The sequence below is a fragment of the Thermus albus genome (assembly GCF_022760855.1).
Lineage (GTDB): Bacteria > Deinococcota > Deinococci > Deinococcales > Thermaceae > Thermus > Thermus albus.
This window is the reverse complement of sequence record NZ_JAKTNR010000002.1, coordinates 124,989-143,468: the sequence shown is the minus strand read 5'-3', so window position 1 is coordinate 143,468 and position 18,480 is coordinate 124,989. Positions and strand designations below refer to the sequence as shown.

Genomic DNA, 18,480 nt, shown 5'->3' with positions numbered 1-18,480 from the left:
GGTGGAGCTTGAACCTGCACGAGTATCAAGCCAAGGAGATCCTGGCCCGCTACGGGGTACCGGTGCCGCCCGGCAAGGTGGCCTACACCCCAGAGGAGGCGAAGCGCATCGCCGAGGAGCTGGGCAAGCGGGTGGTCATCAAGGCCCAGGTGCATGTGGGCGGGAGAGGCAAGGCCGGGGGCGTGAAGCTGGCCGACACCCCCCAGGAGGCCTACGAGAGGGCCCAGGCCATCCTGGGGATGAACATCAAGGGCCTCACGGTGAAGAAGGTCCTGGTGGCCGAGGCGGTGGACATCGCCAAGGAGTACTACGCCGGGCTTATCCTGGACCGTTCCCAAAAGCGGGTGGTTCTCATGCTCTCCAAGGAAGGGGGTGTGGACATCGAGGAGGTGGCGGCGGAACGCCCCGAGGCCATCCACAAGTTCTGGATTGACCCCCATAAGGGCTTCCGGGCCTTTGAGGCCCGGGAGATGGTGAAGCGGGCGGGCCTCGAGGGCCACCTCAACAAGCTGGCCCAGGTCCTGGTGGCCCTATGGCGGGCCTACGAGGGGGTGGATGCCTCCATCGCCGAGATCAACCCCCTGGTGGTCACCACCGAGGGCCAGGTGGTGGCCGCCGATGCCAAGATCGTCCTGGACGACAACGCCCTCTTCCGGCACCCGGATCTAGCCGAGCTAAGGGAGATTGAGGCCGAGCACCCCCTGGAGGTGGAGGCCAGCAACTACGGCTTCGCCTACGTAAAGCTGCAAGGGAATATCGGCGTCATCGGGAACGGGGCCGGGCTTGTCATGTACACCCTGGACCTGGTGAACCGGGTGGGGGGCAGGCCCGCCAACTTCCTGGACATCGGGGGCGGGGCCAAGGCGGAGGTGGTCTATAACGCCCTCAAGGTGGTCCTCAAGGACCCCGATGTCAAAGGGGTGTTCATCAACATCTTCGGCGGCATCACCCGGGCGGATGAGGTGGCCAAGGGCGTGATCCGGGCCCTGGAGGAGGGGCTTCTTTCCAAGCCCGTGGTCATGCGGGTGGCGGGCACCGCGGAGGAGGAGGCCAAGAGGCTTTTGGAAGGCAGGCCCATCTACATGTACCCCACGTCCATGGAGGCGGCCAAGGCCATCGTGGCCATGGTGGGAGGTGCGGCGTGATCCTTATCAATCGCGAAACCCGTGTCCTGGTCCAGGGCATCACCGGCCGGGAGGGGCTGTTTCACACCCAGCAGATGTTGGACTACGGCACCCGGATAGTGGCCGGGGTCACCCCAGGGAAAGGGGGAACCGAGGTCCTAGGCCTTCCCGTCTACGACACGGTCAAAGAGGCCGTGGCCCAGCACCCTATTGACGCCTCCATCATCTTCGTGCCTGCCCCGGCTGCGGCGGATGCGGCCCTCGAGGCGGCCCACGCGGGCATCCCCCTCATCGTCCTCATCACCGAGGGCATCCCCACCCTGGACATGGTGAAGGCGGTGGCGGAGATCAAGGCCCTGGGTAGCCGCCTCATCGGGGGGAACTGCCCGGGCCTCATCAGCGCCGAGGAGAGCAAGATCGGCATCATGCCGGGCCACGTGTTCAAGCGGGGAAAGGTGGGGCTTATAAGCCGCTCGGGCACCCTCACCTACGAGGCGGCAGCCGCCCTCTCCCAAGCGGGCTTGGGCACCACCACCACCGTGGGCATTGGGGGCGACCCGGTGATCGGCACCACCTTCAAGGACCTCCTCCCCCTCTTCAACGAGGACCCCGAGACGGAGGCCGTGGTCCTCATTGGGGAGATCGGGGGGTCCGACGAGGAGGAGGCCGCGGCCTGGATCAAGGAGAACATGAAAAAACCCGTGGTGGGCTTCATCGGGGGCCGCAGCGCTCCTAAGGGCAAGCGTATGGGCCACGCCGGGGCCATCATCATGGGGAATGTGGGCACCCCGGAATCCAAGCTGCAGGCCTTCGCCGAAGCGGGGATCCCCGTGGCGGACACCATTGACGAGATCGTGGAGCTGGTGAAAAAGGCCTTGGGCTAAAGGCCTTGGGCCGTCCCCCACCCTGGCCAAGCCAGGGTGGGCCGCTTTTACACCCTATCCGTGGCCTTAGCCATCCAAAGAAGCCGCTCCCCGTGCTCCGGCCTCAGCTCCCCCGGGCGAAGCCGCCAGGCCCAGTTGCCGGAGGGCCTTCCAGGGTAGTTCATGCGGGCCTCGCTTCCCAAGGCCAGTACATCCTGGACCGGGTAGATGGCCAGCTTGGCCACCGACTTCATCCCCAGGTGCATGAGGGCCCAAGGCACCTCCTCTTCCCTTTGGAAACCGATACCCCATTCCCCCAGGTAGCGTTCCAGGAAAGCCCTTTCGTGGGGGGTAGCCGTGCGGTACCAGCCCAAGGTGGTGTCGTTGTCGTGGGTACCGGTGTAGACCACCACCCGACCGTGAGGGGGGTAGTTGTGGGGAAGGAAGGGGTTCTCCATTCCCCCGTCAAAGGCGAACTGCAAGACCTTCATCCCAGGCAGGCCAAACCGCTCCCTTAAGGCCACCACCTCTGGGGTGATGACCCCCAGGTCCTCCGCCAGGATGGGCACCTGGCCGAAAGTCTCCTGGATCTTCAGGAAGAGTTTTTCCCCCGGGGCCTTAACCCAGCGCCCTTCCACCGCGGTGGGACACGAGGCAGGGATCTCCCAGTAGGCCTCAAAGCCCCGGAAGTGGTCAATGCGCACCAGATGGAATAGTTCCAGGGCCTTTCCCAGGCGCTCCACCCAGAAGGAAAACCCTTCCCTTTCCAGCACCTCCCAGCGGTATAGGGGATTGCCCCAGCGCTGGCCCGTTTCCGAAAAGTAATCCGGGGGCACCCCGGCCACCACCGTGGGCCTTCCCTCCTCATCCAGATGGAACCACTCGGGATGGGCCCAGACCTCCGCGGAGTCCTCGGCCACGAAGATGGGCATGTCCCCGATGAGGGCTAGGCCCAAGGCCTCCGCTTCCTCCCTTAGGGCGTGCCACTGGCGGGAAAAGAGCCACTGGGTCCAGGCGTGAAAGGACACCTCCTCGGAAAGCTTGGCCTCCGCCTCCTTAAGGGCTCTTTCCTCCCGCAAGCGTAGGGGAAGGGGCCAGCGGTTCCAGGGAAGCCCCCCATGGGCCTCCTTAAGGGCCATGAAGAGGGCATAGTCCCGAAGCCAAAAGGCCTCCCTTTCCCAAAACTCCTGGAAAGCCTCCCGTTCCCCTTGGGGAGCCCGCTCCTGAAAACCCTGGAAGGCCGCCCGGAGCACCGGCCACTTCCAGGCGTAAAGCCCGCCGTAGTCCACCCGGCCTTGGGGGAGGCCGGGGTCTTTGAGAGCCACGTACCCCGATTCCGCCAAGGGGCGGAGGTCAATGAGGTAGGGATTCCCGGCAAAGGCGCTGAAGGCCTGGTAGGGGGAGTCCCCGTAGCCCGTGGGGCCCAGGGGCAAGACCTGCCAGTACCGTCCCCCAAATGCCTTCAGAAAGCGGAGGAAAGCCTGGGCCTCCTCCCCCAGGACCCCGATGCCATAGGGTCCAGGCAGGCTGGTGGGGTGCAAAAGCAAGCCATAGGCACGCGGAAGCTCCATGGGCCCAGTTTATTCCCCCTGTGGAAGGATTTCCAACGGGTACCCCACCCCCTTACCGTAACCCACCCGTATACGGGCAAGGGTTTCCCCTAAAAGCGCCTTAACCCCCTGGGCTAAGGACCCTTACTTAACCCACCTTGTTCCCCTTCTCGTCGTAGGTGTAAAACCCCCGCCCCGTCTTACGGCCCAAAAGCCCCGCCTGCACCATACGGCGAAGGAGGGGAGAAGGCCGGTACTTATCGTCGCCAAAGCCCCGGTGGAGCACCTCCATGATGGCCAAGCAGGTATCCAGGCCGATGAGGTCGGCCAGCTCCAGAGGCCCCATGGGGTGGTTCATCCCCAGGCGCATGACCCCGTCTATGGCCTCCTTGCTGGCCACCCCTTCCCTCAGGGCCTCGATGGCCTCGTTGATCATGGGCATGAGGAGGCGGTTGGAGACGAAACCGGGGTAGTCTTGGACCTCGAGGGGGGTCTTCCCCATCCTTTTGGCCACCGCCATCACCACATCCCGCGTTTCCTCCGCGGTAAGCTCCCCCCGGATCACCTCCACCAACTGCATGAGGGGCACGGGGTTGAAGAAGTGCATGCCAATAAAGCGCTCGGGCCTTCCCGAGTAGCGGGCTAGGGCGGTGATGGGGATGGAGGAGGTGTTGCTGGCCAGAATGGCCTCGGGCTTCACCAGGCTTCCCAGGCGCTCAAAGAGGCGGCGCTTTTCCCCTTCGTCCTCCACGATGGCCTCCACCACCAGGTCGGCCTCCGCCAAGTCCCCCAGGACCACGGTGGTGCGGATCCGCCCCAAGGTGGCCTCCAGGTCCTGGGGAGCGATCCGCCCCTTCTCCAGAAACTTGCTTAGGGACCGCTGGATGGCCTTCAGGCCCCTTTCCAGGAAGCCTTCCGCCACGTCCACCAGCACCACCTCAAACCCCGCCTGGGCCGCCACCTGGGCGATGCCGCTGCCCATCTGTCCTGCGCCCACCACGCCAATCCGCTTTACCTCCATACCGGCACCTCTCGGGCTATTTTACGCCCCTGAGGTTCACCAAAAGGACGCCCACCAGAGCCAAGGCCCCGCCCAGGAGGGAAAGGGGGGAAGGGATCTCACCCAGCCACCCATAGGCGATCAGGATGGCCAGGACCGGCGACAGGTAAAGAAAACTGGAAAGGCGGGAGGCCGGGGTGCGGGAAAGGGCATAGGTCCAGGTGAGGTAGGCCAGGGCCCCGGGGAACACGCCCAGGTACAGGGCGCTGTAAAGGGCCGGGCGGGGCGCCCGGAGAAGGGCCTCCCCCAGGCCAGGCAGAAAGACGAGAAGGGGAAGCGTGCCCAAAACCATGGTGTAAACCGTCATCTCCCGGCTACCGTAACGGGCAAAAAGGGGCTTTTGCCAAACGAAGTACAAGGAGGTGGAAAGGGCGGAAAGCAGGATCAAGAAAGCCCCCGGGCTCAAGGACACCCCGCCTCCCTCCCCGAAGGCGATCAACAAGGAGCCCAGAAAGGCCAGGGCAAACCCCAGCACCCCTACGGGCCTAAGCCGCTCCCCCAGGAAGAAGAAGGAGAGGAGTGCGGTAAACACCGGCCCGGTAGCGATGAGCAGGCTCGCGGCCCCTGCGCTCACCGTGAGCTCCCCGTAGGCCAAGGCGGTGTGGTAAACGGTGATGCCCAAAAACCCCAGGAGAAAAAGGCGGGGAAGGTCCTCCTTCCTGGGTGGGCGAAGACCGTGAAGGCGGGCGTAAAGGAGAAGCAGGGCGCTGGCCACCAGAAAACGCAGGAGGACCAGGTGCCCAGGGCTTAGGCCCTGGAGCCCCGCCCGGATGCCGGCAAAGGCGCTGGCCCAGAAGAGGATGGTGAGGAGGGCCGCCCCTAGGGCCTTAGGCTCCATGGGGTAACACCAGGTAGTAGAGGCCCCTTGGCAAAAGGCCCCTCTCCAGAAGGGCGTTTACCTCCTTAGCCCCCACCTGGAGCACCCTTTCCTTCACCTGGGCCAGGGAGATGTACCGGCCCGTGTACAGGTACTCCATCCCCAGGTGGAAAAGCCTCCCCATAGGGGTTTCCCCGGCGAAGACCAGGCCTGTGGCCAAGGGGGTTTTGGCCTTTTCCACCTCCTCCTCCCCCACGCCCTCGAGGGTGATCCGGTCAAGCTCCTCCTTAAGGACAGCCAACACCGCTTCCTTGTTTGCCGGGTCCGCCTGGACGTAGGCGTGGAAGAAACCGGCCCTATCCGCCTCCTCGTGGCCAAAGGAGGCCGCCTCGGCGAGGCCCGTATCCACCAGGGCGAAGTGGAGCCGCCCCGAGCCCTCCTCACCCAGGAGGTGGGCCAGCACCTGGGCGGCAAAACGCTCCTCCTCCTGGTAGCCAACCCCGGGGAAAAGGCCCACCAGATAGAGGGCCCGGGCCTTCTCGTAGGGGTGCTCCTCTACCCCCTGGGCAGGGCTTAAGGGTGGGTAGGTCCTTCCCGCCTCCCCTAGAGGCCAATCCTCCGTGAGCCGTTCCGCCTCGGCCACCAGGGCCGCAAAATCCACCCTCCCCGTGGCAGCCAGCACCATGTTCCCCGGCAGGTAACGCCTCCCGTGGTAGGCGGCCATGGCCTCCCGCGTGAGAGCGGTGATGCTCTCCACCGTGCCCAGGACGCTATTCCCCAGAGGGTGTCCCTGGAAGAAGCGGGCCCGGGCCCAATCGTAGGCCATGAAGCCCGGGCGGTCCTGGTAGCGGGCGATCTCCTCCAGGATGACCTTTTTTTCGGTCTCAAAGTCCTCCGGGCGCAAGGCAGGGCGCATGAGCCGGGAGAAAAGCCCCAGCAGGGGGAAGGCGAACTCCGGCAAAACCGCCCCGTAGTAGACTGTGGCCTCCTCGGAGGTGAAGGCGTTGTACTGGGCTCCCAGGCGGTCAAAGGCCAGGTTCACCTCCCAGGCGCTCATCCCTTCCGGCCCCTTGAAGACCATATGCTCCAGGAAATGGCTCACCCCGCTCTCCTCGAGGGCCTCGTCCCGGGCCCCCGTCCGGACAAAGTAGCCCAAGGCCACGCTCCGCGCCTCCGGAAGCACCTCAGCAATGACCCTCAGGCCATTTTTCAGTTCAGCCTCACGAAACATCGTCCACCTCGCCCAAAAGCCCCACCCAGGGGTTGCGGTAGGGGTGTTCCCGCAAGAAGGCGTTCACCGCCGGAAGGCCCGTACGTTCTATGGCCTCCTCGATCTCGGAAAGGGGCCGGACCCGCCCCAGCATGAAGAGGTCCCGCACCATGGAGGCGGCCCGGCTTCGGATGGACTCATCCGCCATCACCAAGGCGGTCTTGAGCCCCACCTTGGCCCGGGAAACCTCCTCCTCCGTGACCCCTTCCGCCAGGCGCTCCACCTCCGAAAGCATGACCTCCAACGTCTCCCTGGCCCTTTCCTTGGTGGTGCCCCCATAGGCCATGAGGAGGCCCTGGCCCTTGACCCCGGCGGGGAAGGCGCTCACCGCATAGACCAGGCCCCTTTTCTCCCGCACCTCGGTGAAAAGGCGGCTGCTCATGCCCCCCGAGAGCACCTCCAGGGCCAGCCGGGCCGCGTAAAACCGGGGGTCCTCCGGGCCCACATCCGGGTAGGCCAGGCCGATCTGCACCTGGGCCGTGGGGCGCTTGAGGAGGAAGCGCTGGGGCTGGGAAAGAAAGGGCTCGGGGTAAAAAGCCTCCTCCCCCTCCCAGGCCAAAAGGGGTTCCAGGGCCTTCAGAAGCCTTTCCCAGGAAACCCCTCCCGCCACCGCCAAGATGGCCCCTTTCGGGGTGTAGCGCCTAGCAAAGTCCTCCCGCACCGCCTGGGGTGTGGCCCTCTTCAGGCTCTCCTCCTCCCCCAAGGGATCCCTTCCATGGGGGGAGAGGAAGACCCTTTTTCGGAGCTCGGAGAAGAGCTTCCGGGCCGGCTGGTCCTCCTGGGAAAGAAGGGCCTGCAGGGCCACGCTTCTCACCGCCTCAAAGCCCTCCTCAGGAAGCCGGGGCCTAAGGAGGAGAAGGGCATAGAGGCGCAGGACCTCTTCCAGGACCTCCGGTAAAAAGGCCGCGGAAAACAGGGTGTACTCTAACCCGGCCCCGCTTTGCCTTCTTACCCCCAGGGCGTCCAGGGCCTGGGCCAGCCCCCAAGCGTCCAGCTCCCCAGCCCCCTTCCAAAGCCAGCCCTCCAGAAGGGTGCTGGCACCCAGAAGCCCCTCGGGCTCGTTCACCGCCCCGGCAGGCACCAGAAGCCCGAAGGCCACCCCGGGGTAGTCCCGCTCCTCCAGGGCCAAAAGAAGCCCATTCGGCAGTCGCTCCACGCGGCTCACAGGCCTAAGGGTATCATGGAGAACGTGAGGGAAGGGGAACTTCGCCAAAGGCTCCTCAGGCCCCTCCTAAGGGAGCTAAAGGACGGGGCCCGGGACCAGGTGGTGGTGGGGGGCCTGGAAACCCTCATCCAGAACCTGGCCAAGCCCTTTCCCCACCTGCAAAGGCTTTTCCTGGGGTACGGTGCGAAAAGCCCGGAGGAGCGCAAGGCGGTCCTGGAGGAGGCCATCCGCTTCCTGGAGAATGGCCAAGAACCGCTGGCCGCAAGCAGGGGGGAACCTTCCGCCCGGCCCCAGCCCCCCCGCCTCACCCTCCAGGACCCCGCCCACCTCCTGGCCCCGCCCCAAAGCCGCAAGAAGCTCACCGAGCTTTCCCTCCACACGGTGCGGGACGTCCTCCAGTACTACCCACGCCGCTACGAGGACCGGCGGGCCCTTCCCGGGGTGCGCTTCCTGGAGGACGGCCAGAAGGCCACCCTCGCCGTGAGGGTCCTGGCCAAGGAGCTGGTGAAAACCCCCAAGAAGGGGATGCAGCTGGTGCAGGTGCGGGCCCAGGATGCTTGGGGCTTTCGCCTCACCCTGGTCTGGTTCAACCAAACCTGGGTTCTCTCCCAGATCCAGGAGGGGGAAACCCTGATCGTCACGGGCCGGGTGCAGCGGCGCAACGGGGTGCAGCTTTACGTGGAGCACTTTGAGAACGAGGGCACCGAGTCCCTCTCCACGGGGAGGATCGTGCCCATCTACCCCGCCAAGGAGGGGATCGGGCAGGCTTTCCTGCGCCGCACCGTCCACCGGGCCCTGGAAATGGCCCTCCCCCTCCCCGACCCCCTGGAAGCCTACCGGGAGGAGCACCGTCTTTTCCCGTACGCCGAGGCCCTTCGCCAGATCCACTTCCCCGAGGATGAGGAGGCCTTGAAAAAGGCCCTCCTTCGCCTCAAGTTTGACGAGTACCTCCTCTTGGAGCTCAAGGCCCTTCTGGACGCCGGGGGCCTGGTCCTAGGCCGGAGCTTCCGGGTGGAGGAGGCCTGGACGGAAACCTTCAAGAAAGGCCTGCCCTTTTCCCTCACCCGGGCCCAGGAGCGGGTCATGGGGGAGATCGCCCAGGACATGCAAAGCCCCCGGCAGATGGCCCGCCTCCTCCAGGGGGATGTGGGCTCAGGAAAGACGGTGGTGGCGGCCTATGCCCTCTTTCTGGCGGCCATGAACGGGGCCCAAGGAGCCCTCATGGCCCCCACGGAGATCCTGGCCAAGCAGCACTACGGGAACCTGACCCAGTACCTTTTCCCCCTGGGGGTGCGGGTGGAGCTCCTTTTGGGGTCCATGACCCCCAAGGAGAAGGAAGGGGCCGTCCAGAGGCTTCTTTCCGGGGAAGCCCAGGTGGCGGTGGGCACCCACGCCCTCATCCAGGAGGGGGTGGGGTTTAAGGACCTGGGGCTTGCGGTGGTGGACGAGGAACACCGCTTTGGCGTCTTGCAGCGGCGGGCCCTCCTCAAGATGGCCCGGGTTCCTCCCGATGTCCTGGTGATGTCCGCCACCCCCATCCCCCGTTCCCTGGCCCTAACCCTCTATGGGGACCTCGAGGTCAGCCTCCTGGACGAGATGCCCCCCGGGCGAAAGCCCGTGAGGACCAAGGTCCTCCCCCACCGGCTGCGCCTGCAGGCCTACGCCTTCGCCCGGGAGGAGGTGAGGAAGGGGCACCAGGTCTTCGTGGTGGCCCCGGCCATTGAGGAGTCGGAAGAACTGGACCTGAAGGCGGCCACCGCCCTCTACCAGGAGCTGAAAGGCCTTCTCCCTGGGGTGCGCATGGCCCTCCTTCACGGAAAGATGCCCGCCCGGGAAAAGGATAGCGTCATGGAGGCCTTCCGCCAGGGCGCCTTTGACCTTTTGGTATCCACCACCGTGGTGGAGGTGGGGGTAGACATCCCCAAGGCGAGCCTCATCATCGTGGAAAACGCCGAGCGCTTCGGCCTGGCCCAGCTCCACCAGCTGAGGGGCCGGGTGGGGCGAGGGGGGCTGGAAGGCTACGCCATCCTGATCGCAGGGGAAGCCAGCCAGAAAACCCTCAGGCGCCTAAAGGTCCTCGAGGAGTCCAATGACGGCTTCTACATCGCGGAGATGGACCTGAAACTGAGGGGCCCCGGGGAGCTCAGGGGCACCCGGCAGTCGGGGTACCCGGAGCTGAAGCTGGGGGACCTGGCCGAGGACACGGAGGTTATTGAAAAGGCCCGGGCCCTGGCCAAGCGCATCCTGGAAATGGACCCCGACCTCTCCTGGCCCCAGCACCAGACCCTTAAGGAGGAGCTCCGGGCCCAAGCAGAGCGCATGGGCTTCCGGGAGGTCATCTAGGCAAATGGGGATGAAGACCCTTCCCCATCCCCACATTCCCGTTTTCGCCTCGGAGGGCGGCACCCTGAGGGCTAAAAGCCTCAGGGACTACCTGCTGGAACTTCGGGAGGTCTACCTGAGCTATGCCCCAGTGCCTCCGGTAACCCTCTATGTCCTTTCCGAGCGGGATTGGCGGAGCCATCTCCCCTATCCTTATGGCCTTCCCTTCCAGCGGGCGGAAGGGGGAAGGCTCTTCCTCTACGCCCCCCTCACCTATCCCGAGCGGCTTCTTCACCGTTTCCGCGAGGTTCTTCTCCCCCTGGGACCACCCCCCATGGAAATCCCCGCCTTTTTGGACCTCAACCTGGGGCACGAGTACGCCCATGCCCTCCAGGTGGCCTGGCGGTTGCGCACGGGAGCCCGCTGGCTGGATGAGTTCCTCGCCAACTACCTCTTTCTCCTAGGCCTAAAGCGCGCTCGGCCGGACCTCCTCCAAGGACTCCTGGAGATGTGCCTTTACCTAAGCGACTTAGAGCCAGAAAAGCGAAGCCTTTCCACGTATGAGAGGAGGCGGGGAGACCTAAAAAGCGCCCTATGGTTCCAGGCCCAGTTCACCCTCAAGGCCCAGGAGCTTCTGGAAACGAAGGGGGACAGCCTGTTAAAGGCCTGCCTGGAGGCCGCCCCCCTGGACCGGAAAAAGGGGCATGGGCTCCTTTTGGCGCTTGACCCAGAGCTCAAGGCCTGGTTCGCCGCCTTCGGCCTTAAGGGCGCACCCTAGGAGCCCCCTTACCCTCCGCCAAGGCCCTGAGCCAATCCAGGAAGGAAACCTCCCCCACCTTCAAGGTGTACAGCTCGGGCCTCGGCAGGATGCAGTGCTGGCTCCCCGGGGCTAAAAAGAAGGTGTAGTTTTCCGCCTGGGCCGGGGCCAGGATGGCCTTCATGGCCCCTTCGGCCCACTCCCGGGCCGTGGCCTCGGAAGGGCTCCTCTCCCCTTTCATGAGGCCATAGAAGAAGATCTGGGTCCCGTCCAAAAGGGTGGTGTACTGGGCGATGCGGGCCTTGGGGAAGGCCTTCGCCAGGGCCAGGTAGATCTCCGCCACCTCCGGGTTCTGGGAAAGGCCAGAAAGCTCGGGCAGGCGCGGGTTCCAGACGCTAAAGCCCGGGAAGCCCGGGGTGCGCACCCCTACCCCAGCATCCCCGCAGACCGCCACCTGGGCGTTTTTGTAGGTGGAAAGCACCTTGTCCGCAAAGAAGACTGCCCCATAGGCCCCAGCGGAGCAACCGGTCACGAAGACCCTTTCCGGGTCCGTGTGGTTGCGGAACACGTACTCCAAGGCCGCCAAGGCGTTCCTGGCCCCCTGGTGGTGCACCCTAAAGCCCCCGTAGTCCACCGTAGCCCGGCCCACATGGAGATCCCCGGTGCAGTAGGGCACAAAGACGTGGGTCCAACCATAGAAGGGGTTGGCCACGCTGATGCGGTTATATATACCTTGGGCCAAAAGAAGCTCCTGAATATCCACCCGCTTGCGGTAGGTCTGGCTTTGGGGGCTGCAGGTGGCGGCGTCCCAGCAGGCCCCGCCTCCCTGGAAATCAATGACCACCTTTTTGGGGTCCCCCGGGCTCACGTAAAACCGATAGGGGGACCCATCGGAGCAGACCCCTCCCGGCACCTCCACCGCCTTCCAGAGGGCCTCGAGGCCCTGGGCCAAGGCCAAACCCAACAGCAAAAGCAGGGCTAGCAAACGCCGCATTCTGCACCTCCACCAGGAGCCTACCCAAACCCTTAGACCAAGTCAAGAAAAGAAGCCCCCCTAAGGGGGGCCTCCTTCCCTCTTTTGGCCTTAGAAGACCGCCTTGCGCAGGATGTCCGTCACGGAAACGATGCCGATCACCTCCCCCTGGATGACCGGTGCCCGGCGGATCCCGGTGTTGGCAAAAAGCCGGGCCACGTACTCCACGCCCAGGTCAGGGTTTACGGTGATCACCGGCTTGGTCATGATCTCGTGCACCTGCACCGTGCTGGGGTCCTTGCCGTAGGCGATGACCTTGTAGACAATGTCGGTCTCGGTGATGATGCCGTAGGCGTCCTCCTCGTTGCGCCGGTCCACGATGAGGGCCCTAAGGCCCGTCTCCTTCATGAGGTTGATGGCCTCCTTCACCGTGGCCGAACCCTGGATCTTCACCACCTCGGTGGACATGATGTCCTTGGCCTTTTTCATGGCGCACCTCCATGCCCGGCGGGAAGGGAGCAAAGGGGGTTTGCGGGCCTTTTCCACCCTATCCCCCTAGGTATCTTGTGGGGTAGAGACAAAAGACCCTTTCCGCTTATTTACCCCATCCCGTCCCTAAACCAAGCCCGGCCCTAGGCCCACTCCACCCGGCTCCCCGAAGGGTGTTTGCGCACCCGAAGCCTTGCCGGAAGCCTCTCCGCCAAGGCCTCCACATGGGTCACGATCCCCACCAGCCGCCCCCGGGTGGGGAGGCCTTCCAACACCCCCGCCACCACCTCCAAGGTCTCGGGGTCCACGGTGCCGAAGCCCTCGTCCAAAAAGAGGGCCCCAAGCCGCCCCCGGGAAAGCTCCTCGGAAAGGGCCAGGGCCAAGGAGAGGCTAGCCAGGAAGCTTTCCCCTCCGGAAAGGGTCTTCACCGGACGCACCGCCTCCGTCCAGAGGTCCAGGACCTGGTACTCGTCCTCCTTGGAGCGGAGGCGGTAGCGGCCCGCGGAAAGGGTGGCCATGAGCTCATCCGCCCGCTCCACCAGGCTCCTCTGCCTGAGGCCCAGGAGGTAGGCGGGGAAGTTGTTCTGCTGCAGGTCAAAGGCCAGCTTTTCCCATAGGTCCACCTCCCGCACCACCTCCGCCAGACGGGCCTCAAGCGCCTGGCGGTGCTTGAGCTTTTCCTCCATGGCCTCTAGCCGCTCTTCCAAAACGGCCTTTTTCCCCATCTTGCCCTGGAGGTCCTCCTGCACCTGGGAAAGCCGCGCCTCCACCTCCCGCAGCCGGGCCTCCACCTCCTCCACGGAAGGGAGGGGACCGGGAAAACGGGCCCTGACCTCCTTTTCCACCTCCACCAGGAGGGCCTCCACCTGGGAAAGCTCCTCCCGGTGGACCCGGACCCTCTTCGCCAAGGCCTCCCGCTCCTCAGGGGAGAGGTAGAGGGCCTTGGCCTCCTCCTCGGGCATCAGGCCTAAGACCCGGCTCTTGGCCTCCTCCAGGGCCTTTTCCTGCTCCTTCTCTTGGGCCGAAAGCCCCGCCAGGGTCCGGGAAACCTCCTCCAGGGCCTGGGCCAGTTGGCGGTCCAGCCCTTCCTTTTTTTCCAGCTCCTCCAGCCTTCGGGAAAGCTGCCCGATGTGCTCCCCCACCGGCCTCCCCCCCGTCTTTTCCCAAAGCAGGCGGTAAAGCCCAGCCCCCAAGGCCTCCTTCTCCCACCGCAAGGAGGCCAAGGCTTCCCGGACCCTTTCCCAGGCCGCTTCTTGTTTGCCGAGATCCGTTAGGGCCCCTACCTCCCCCTCCAGGCCGGAAAGCTCCCGGCGCCCATGCTCCAACTCCTGGGACAGCCGCTTCAACTCCTCCTCGAGGGCCCGGGCCTCCCCCTGTTTTTCCCTATACCGTTCCCTAAGCTCCTGAAGCCTCGCTTGCGCCCCCTGAAGCTCCTCCTCCAGGGCCTTGGGATCGCCGGGGCGGGGTGGAACCCCCAGGGCCTTTAGGGCCTCCCGCTTGGCCCTCTCCTCCTCCGCCAGGGCCCCAAGCCGGGTCAGGACCTCCCGCAAGGCCTTCTCCCCCTCCTCCCGCCTCTTCCTGAGGCCGGAGGCCCCGAGCCCCTCCGGCACCGGGGGCAGGGCGCGGACCACGCCGCCGCACAGGGGGCAGGGCTCCCCCGGGCGCAGAAGATCGCGGTAGGCAAGAAGCCCAAGCCGCTTCTCCTCCTGGGTCAGGTGGGCGAGCTCCGCCTCCAGGCGCTTTTTTTCCTCCTCCAAAAGCCTCCTTCGCCTCCCGATCTCCTCCAGCTCCAGCCCAAGCCGGTGGGCCTCGGCCCCCTTCCGGGCCTCCTCCAGGGCCTCCGCCTGGGCCCGGGCCTGCCCCCCCTCCGCCACCAGGCGCTCCAGGGCCTCCTTAAGTTGCCTTAAGGCCTCCTCCTTTTCCTTAAGCCGCCTTTGCCCCTCCACCAGGCGGGCCAGCCCCCGCTCCCTCTCCGCCAAAAGGGCCTCCTCCCGAAGCAGGGACTCCAAGGCCTCCACATAGGCCTCGGGGGAAAGCCCCACCCTGGGGGCGGGGTGCTCCTTCACCCCCACCCGGCGCCAAAGGGCCTCGAGGGCCTCAAGCCCTTTGGCCTCCAAAAGGGCCTCCCGTGCCTCCCTTAGGGTTTCCGGGTCAAAGGCCAGGGCCTGGCGGTCCCTTGCCAGCTCCTCAAGCCGGGCCCGCACCCTTTGGAGTTCCATCTGGGTGGCCGCCAAGGCCTCCTCCTTCCGCCTGAGGTCTTGCCAAAGGGGCAAGGCCTTTTCCGCCTCCTCCGCCTTCTTAAGCCTTTCCTCCACCTCCGCCATGCGGGGGGCCTCCGCCTTAAGGCGGTTTAAGCGGCCTTCCAACTCCCTTAGGCGCTTAAGAAGGGACTCTAGGTCCCTCCCCTCGGCAAGCCCTTTTTCCAGCTGCTTCTTCTCCTGAAAAAGGCGGGCAATCTCCTGGGATAGATCGGCCAGCCCCTTCTCCAGCTCCTCCTTGGCCTCGAGGCTCGCCTCACGAAGCCCCAAAAGCTCCCCCTCCAGCCGGCCCTTCTCCTCCAAGAGGGCCGCCTTGCGGGAGGCCGCCTTTTCCCGGGCCCTATCCAGCCGGGAAAGCTCAAAGAGGTCCAGGAGGATCCTCCGCCTTTCCTTGGCCTCCCCCTTAAGGAAACGGTCAAACTCCCCCTGGGGAAGGAGAAGGGCCCGGGTGAAGGCCTCGTAGGTGAGGCCCAAAAGTTCCTCCAAGGTCCGGTTCAGGGCCTCCAGGGTCTCCAGGGGGAGAAGCTTCTCCCCGGCGGGCTCCACCTGGAACAGCCGGCCCTCGCTCCTCCTTCCCCGGACCCGTTCCACCCTATAGACCCTTCCCCCCACCTGGAAGGTGAGGCGCACCCGGGCCTCGCTGGCGGCAGGGTGGACCAGGCTTCCCACGTTCCGCCCCACCCGGGGCACGAGGCCATAAAGGGCGAAGGCGATGGCGTCTAGAAGGGTGCTCTTCCCGCTTCCCGTGGGCCCGGTGATGGCGAAAAGCTCCACGTCGGAGAAGTCCACCCCCTGCCGCTCCCGATAGGGGCCAAACCCCTCAAGCTCCAGGCGCAAGGGCCTCAAGCTCCACCTCCTTAAGCACCTGGCCAAACCGCTCCAAAAGCGCCTCCTCCTGGCGCCCCCGCTCCCTCAGATAGCGTTCGTAGGCCTCCACCAAGCCCAGTTCCGGAGCCGAGCCCATCTCTCCATCCTCCAGCCCTCCCAGGGTCTCCACCGCCAGGAGATGGGGAAGCCCCTGGAAGAGCCTCTCCTTCACCGCTGGGGAAAGCCGGCCCTCCACCACCAGCCTGAGGTAGCCGGGAAATCGCTCCAGCTCGGGAAGCCTGCCGTCCAGCTCCTCGGGCTTCAGGCGGAAGGTTCTAAGGGGCTTACCCCACCGCTCCCGTAGGGGATAGGCCTGGACCGGTCCCCGTTCGGGCACCTCCACCAGCAAGGCCCCCCGCTCCGCCTCCTCCCCCTCCCCGAAGTCCAGCTGAATGAGGCTTCCCGAATACCAAGCCACCGGGGCCTCGGAAACCTGCTGCTGGCGGTGGATGTGGCCCAGAGCCACGTAGCGGGCCCCCAGGGGCAGGGCGGAAGGGGGCACGGCGTAGCTACCCGTGAGGTGGAAGGCGAACTCCCCTCCCCCCGGCCGCACCCCCTCCAGGGCAAAATGCCCCAGCATCAAGGGGCTTCTCAAGTTGTCCAGAATGCGGCGCATGGCCTCGGCGTAGGTGCGGTGGCGCTCCTCGGCCTCTTGCAGGACCTTTTTCACCAGGATGCGCTCGGAAACAAAGGGAAGGAGGGCCGCCTCGAGGTCCCCCACCCGGACCACACCCCCTTCCTCCCGGAAAAGGGGCTTCCCCCTCACCTCCGCCCCCGCCAGGGCCAAGAGGGGGGAGAGGGCCTCGAGGCGCTCCTTGGGGTCATGGTTGCCGGCGATGACCAAGGCGGGAACCCCAAGCTCCCTAAGGCGCAGGAAAAATTCCACCGCCATGGCCTCGGCCTCGGCGGATACCTGAGGGCGGTCAAAGAGGTCCCCCGAGATCACCACCAGGTCCACCCCTTCCTTGGCCACCACCTCCAAAAGGGCCTTCAGGGCCTCCCCGATCTCCGGGGTTCGGTCCACGCCCTTTAATACCTTGCCCAGGTGCCAGTCCGCGGTATGGAGGAGCCGCACGCATTCCATACTACCCCTGCCCAAGGCTCAGTGGGGGTAGCCGTGGGCCTCCGGCGGTCCCCCTTTCCCCCCCTGGAAGGCCCAGGCGGCCACCAAGGTGGTGAGGGGTACCGCCAGAAGAAGCCCCAAGGAACCCAGCACCATGGAGACCATCTCGGCGGCAAAGGGCTCGGTATTGAGGAGGAAGCGCAAGGGGGTGGGGTCCTTGGTGAGGAGGAGGAAAAGGGGTAAGGAGCCTGCGGCGTAGGCCAAGACCAGGGTGTTCACCAGGCTACCCATGTGGTCGTAGCCCACCTCCATGCCCCTCCGGTAAAGCTCCCCAAGGCCAAAGCGGGGGTTGGCGTGGGCCAAGGCCTGGACCACCGCCGCCTGGGTCACGGTCACGTCGGTCAAGGCCCCCAAGGCCCCCACCACCACCCCCGCCAAGAAGAGGGAGACCAGGTCCACCCCACCCCATTGCCTCAGGAGGAGGGCCTCCTCCGAGGCCAGGCCCGTGAACCTCAGGACCCGGGTGAAGAAGAGGGCCAAGAGGAGGACCAAGGCCACCGAGGCCAGGGTGCCCAAAAGGGCGGCGGTGGTCTTGCGGTTTACCCCGTGGACCAGGTACACGGTGAGAAGAAGTACCCCCAGGCTTCCCAAAAAGGCGTAAAGAAGCGGGTTCCCCCCAGCCGCCACCCTGGGAACCACAAAGTAGACCACCACCAAAAGGCTCAAAAAGGTGCCCACAAGCCCCCTAACCCCCTTGCCCCGGCCCAAGAGGGCCGCCAGGAAGGCGAACAGGCCCAAAAGACCAAGAAGCCAGGGGATGCGGTCGGGCTCGGTCACATAGGTCCTGCCCCCCTCCTGGTAGAGGACCACCCGCTGGCCCACGCGGTACTGGCCGCCATCCACGGGGAGGAGGGCCGGAAGCCTCCTGCCCCCCACCTCCACCAGAGCCACGCCCCCTTGGGGCTCGAGGGCCACCAGGCGACCCACCAGGTACCTCCCTTCGCCCTGGGCCAAGGCGGGAAGGAGGAGCAAACATAGGAGAACCCCCAAGCGCATGCCGCCACTTTACCCTGGAAGGATGAAAACTTTTTCTCAGATTGCTATTCTGGGATCATGGAGCGCTCCACCCGGCAGCGGCGGGCCATCCGGGAAACCTTTTTAGAGGCAGGCCGGCCCCTCTCCCCCCAAGAGGTCCTGGAGCTGGCCAAGAGGAAGGTCCCCTCCTTGGGCCTGGCCACCGTGTACCGCACCCTAAAGGGCTTGGTGGAGGAGGGCTTCCTAATCCCCGTGGTCCTTCCCGGCGAACCCCCCCGGTACGAACCCGCAGGCCGGGAACACCATCACCACTTCCTTTGCCGCCTCTGCGGGAAGGTGTACGAGCTTTTGGGCTGTGACCTAGCCCTGGAAGGCCACCTGCCTCCGGGCTTTTTAGCCGAAGGCCACGAGGTCACGGTCTACGGCCGCTGCCCAGAGTGCACCTAGTCCCAGGCGGGGTAGGCTTCCTTGGGCCTAGTCCAGCGCACCTCCTCCAAGGCCCCGTCAAAGCGCAGGATGGCGGCGATCCGGGCCCGGGAGTAGACCCGGTAGGGTTCCTTGGGGATGAAGGCGGTCACGATGTCCACGTGCCGGGGCGTGGCGTACTCCAGCACCACATGCAGGGGAAGCCTCAGGCGCGGGGGAAAGACCATGTAGCCCAAGACCAGCATCCTCTGGTCCTCGGGGTAGATGGCCAACTCCCGGCCCCATTCCAAGGCCCTGAGCACATCCAGCTCGGTGAAGCCCTCCTGTAGCATGTGCTTGGCCACGTGGGGCCCAAGGCGGTAGCGGCCTTCCCGGAGGTGGGGCAGAAGGTCTTCCAGGCGGCGGATCTTTCTCACGGAAACCCACCCCCTCTACCCTCCT

At 65.5% G+C, this 18,480-nt stretch carries 16 protein-coding genes; 5 read left to right on the top strand and 11 right to left on the bottom strand.

Translation table 11 applies throughout. From position 1 onward, the window contains the following. The first annotated feature begins 8 nt into the window (after positions 1 to 8). Both sucC and sucD read left to right on the top strand, forming a co-directional pair. A complete protein-coding gene (gene sucC / locus L0D18_RS02655) occupies positions 9 to 1,145 on the top strand; it encodes an ADP-forming succinate--CoA ligase subunit beta (protein WP_423247888.1) in 1,137 nt (378 codons plus the stop codon). Beyond that, complete coding sequence (gene sucD, locus L0D18_RS02650; protein ID WP_243027208.1) at positions 1,142 to 2,008, top strand: succinate--CoA ligase subunit alpha; 867 nt, start codon at positions 1,142 to 1,144, stop codon at positions 2,006 to 2,008. The genes sucC and sucD overlap by 4 nt, the downstream gene beginning before the upstream one ends. A 47-nt stretch (positions 2,009 to 2,055) precedes the next feature. Here sucD and malQ read toward each other — a convergent pair whose 3' ends face one another. From malQ to L0D18_RS02625, 5 genes are all read right to left on the bottom strand, one after another. Then, positions 2,056 to 3,558: a 4-alpha-glucanotransferase gene (malQ, locus tag L0D18_RS02645; RefSeq protein ID WP_243027207.1), complete on the bottom strand. Its 1,503-nt coding sequence runs from the start codon at positions 3,556 to 3,558 to the stop codon at positions 2,056 to 2,058. Positions 3,559 to 3,685: 127 nt separating this feature from the next. After that, the gene (locus L0D18_RS02640) at positions 3,686 to 4,558 is read right to left on the bottom strand and encodes a 3-hydroxybutyryl-CoA dehydrogenase (protein ID WP_243027206.1); all 873 of its coding nucleotides are present in this window, start codon (positions 4,556 to 4,558) and stop codon (positions 3,686 to 3,688) included. A 16-nt stretch (positions 4,559 to 4,574) separates the two neighbouring features. Next, on the bottom strand, positions 4,575 to 5,435 hold the full coding sequence (locus tag L0D18_RS02635) for a DMT family transporter (protein ID WP_243027205.1): 861 nt from the start codon (positions 5,433 to 5,435) through the stop codon (positions 4,575 to 4,577). Then, positions 5,425 to 6,645, bottom strand: coding sequence for a M16 family metallopeptidase (locus tag L0D18_RS02630; RefSeq protein WP_243027204.1), 1,221 nt, complete (start codon positions 6,643 to 6,645; stop codon positions 5,425 to 5,427). Before L0D18_RS02630 ends, L0D18_RS02635 begins: the two co-directional genes overlap by 11 nt. Next, complete coding sequence (locus tag L0D18_RS02625) at positions 6,635 to 7,849, bottom strand: M16 family metallopeptidase (RefSeq protein ID WP_243027203.1); 1,215 nt, start codon at positions 7,847 to 7,849, stop codon at positions 6,635 to 6,637. Before L0D18_RS02625 ends, L0D18_RS02630 begins: the two co-directional genes overlap by 11 nt. A gap of 15 nt (positions 7,850 to 7,864) precedes the next feature. Here L0D18_RS02625 and recG point away from each other — a divergent pair, with 15 nt between their 5' ends. Continuing rightward, positions 7,865 to 10,192 carry an ATP-dependent DNA helicase RecG gene (gene recG / locus L0D18_RS02620; RefSeq protein WP_243027202.1) on the top strand — a complete coding sequence of 776 codons (2,328 nt, stop codon included), beginning with the start codon at positions 7,865 to 7,867 and terminating at the stop codon, positions 10,190 to 10,192. A gap of 10 nt (positions 10,193 to 10,202) precedes the next feature. After that, positions 10,203 to 10,949 carry a hypothetical protein gene (locus L0D18_RS02615; protein ID WP_243027428.1) on the top strand — a complete coding sequence of 249 codons (747 nt, stop codon included), beginning with the start codon at positions 10,203 to 10,205 and terminating at the stop codon, positions 10,947 to 10,949. Here the strand turns inward: L0D18_RS02615 and L0D18_RS02610 are convergent. The 5 genes from L0D18_RS02610 to L0D18_RS02590 all read right to left on the bottom strand — a co-directional run bounded on the left by L0D18_RS02610 (position 10,933) and on the right by L0D18_RS02590 (position 17,634). Further along, a complete protein-coding gene (locus tag L0D18_RS02610; protein WP_243027201.1) occupies positions 10,933 to 11,922 on the bottom strand; it encodes a pectinacetylesterase family protein in 990 nt (329 codons plus the stop codon). The two genes, L0D18_RS02615 and L0D18_RS02610, sit on opposite strands and share 17 nt — an antisense overlap. 90 nt (positions 11,923 to 12,012) lie before the next feature. Next, a complete protein-coding gene (locus L0D18_RS02605) occupies positions 12,013 to 12,390 on the bottom strand; it encodes a CBS domain-containing protein (RefSeq protein WP_243027200.1) in 378 nt (125 codons plus the stop codon). A gap of 143 nt (positions 12,391 to 12,533) precedes the next feature. Continuing rightward, a complete protein-coding gene (locus L0D18_RS02600) occupies positions 12,534 to 15,494 on the bottom strand; it encodes an AAA family ATPase (protein ID WP_243027199.1) in 2,961 nt (986 codons plus the stop codon). Then, positions 15,469 to 16,599, bottom strand: coding sequence for a metallophosphoesterase family protein (locus tag L0D18_RS02595; protein WP_243027198.1), 1,131 nt, complete (start codon positions 16,597 to 16,599; stop codon positions 15,469 to 15,471). Before L0D18_RS02595 ends, L0D18_RS02600 begins: the two co-directional genes overlap by 26 nt. Before the next feature lie 18 nt (positions 16,600 to 16,617). Beyond that, complete coding sequence (locus L0D18_RS02590) at positions 16,618 to 17,634, bottom strand: YibE/F family protein (RefSeq protein ID WP_243027197.1); 1,017 nt, start codon at positions 17,632 to 17,634, stop codon at positions 16,618 to 16,620. Positions 17,635 to 17,691: 57 nt separating this feature from the next. On the opposite strand from L0D18_RS02590, the gene L0D18_RS02585 reads away from it, so the two are divergent. Next, entirely contained in the window at positions 17,692 to 18,060 is a 369-nt protein-coding gene (locus L0D18_RS02585; protein ID WP_243027196.1) for a zinc uptake transcriptional regulator, read from the top strand. Here the strand turns inward: L0D18_RS02585 and L0D18_RS02580 are convergent. After that, entirely contained in the window at positions 18,057 to 18,455 is a 399-nt protein-coding gene (locus tag L0D18_RS02580) for a DUF4258 domain-containing protein (protein WP_243027195.1), read from the bottom strand. The two genes, L0D18_RS02585 and L0D18_RS02580, sit on opposite strands and share 4 nt — an antisense overlap. Between the last annotated feature and the right edge of the window lie 25 nt (positions 18,456 to 18,480).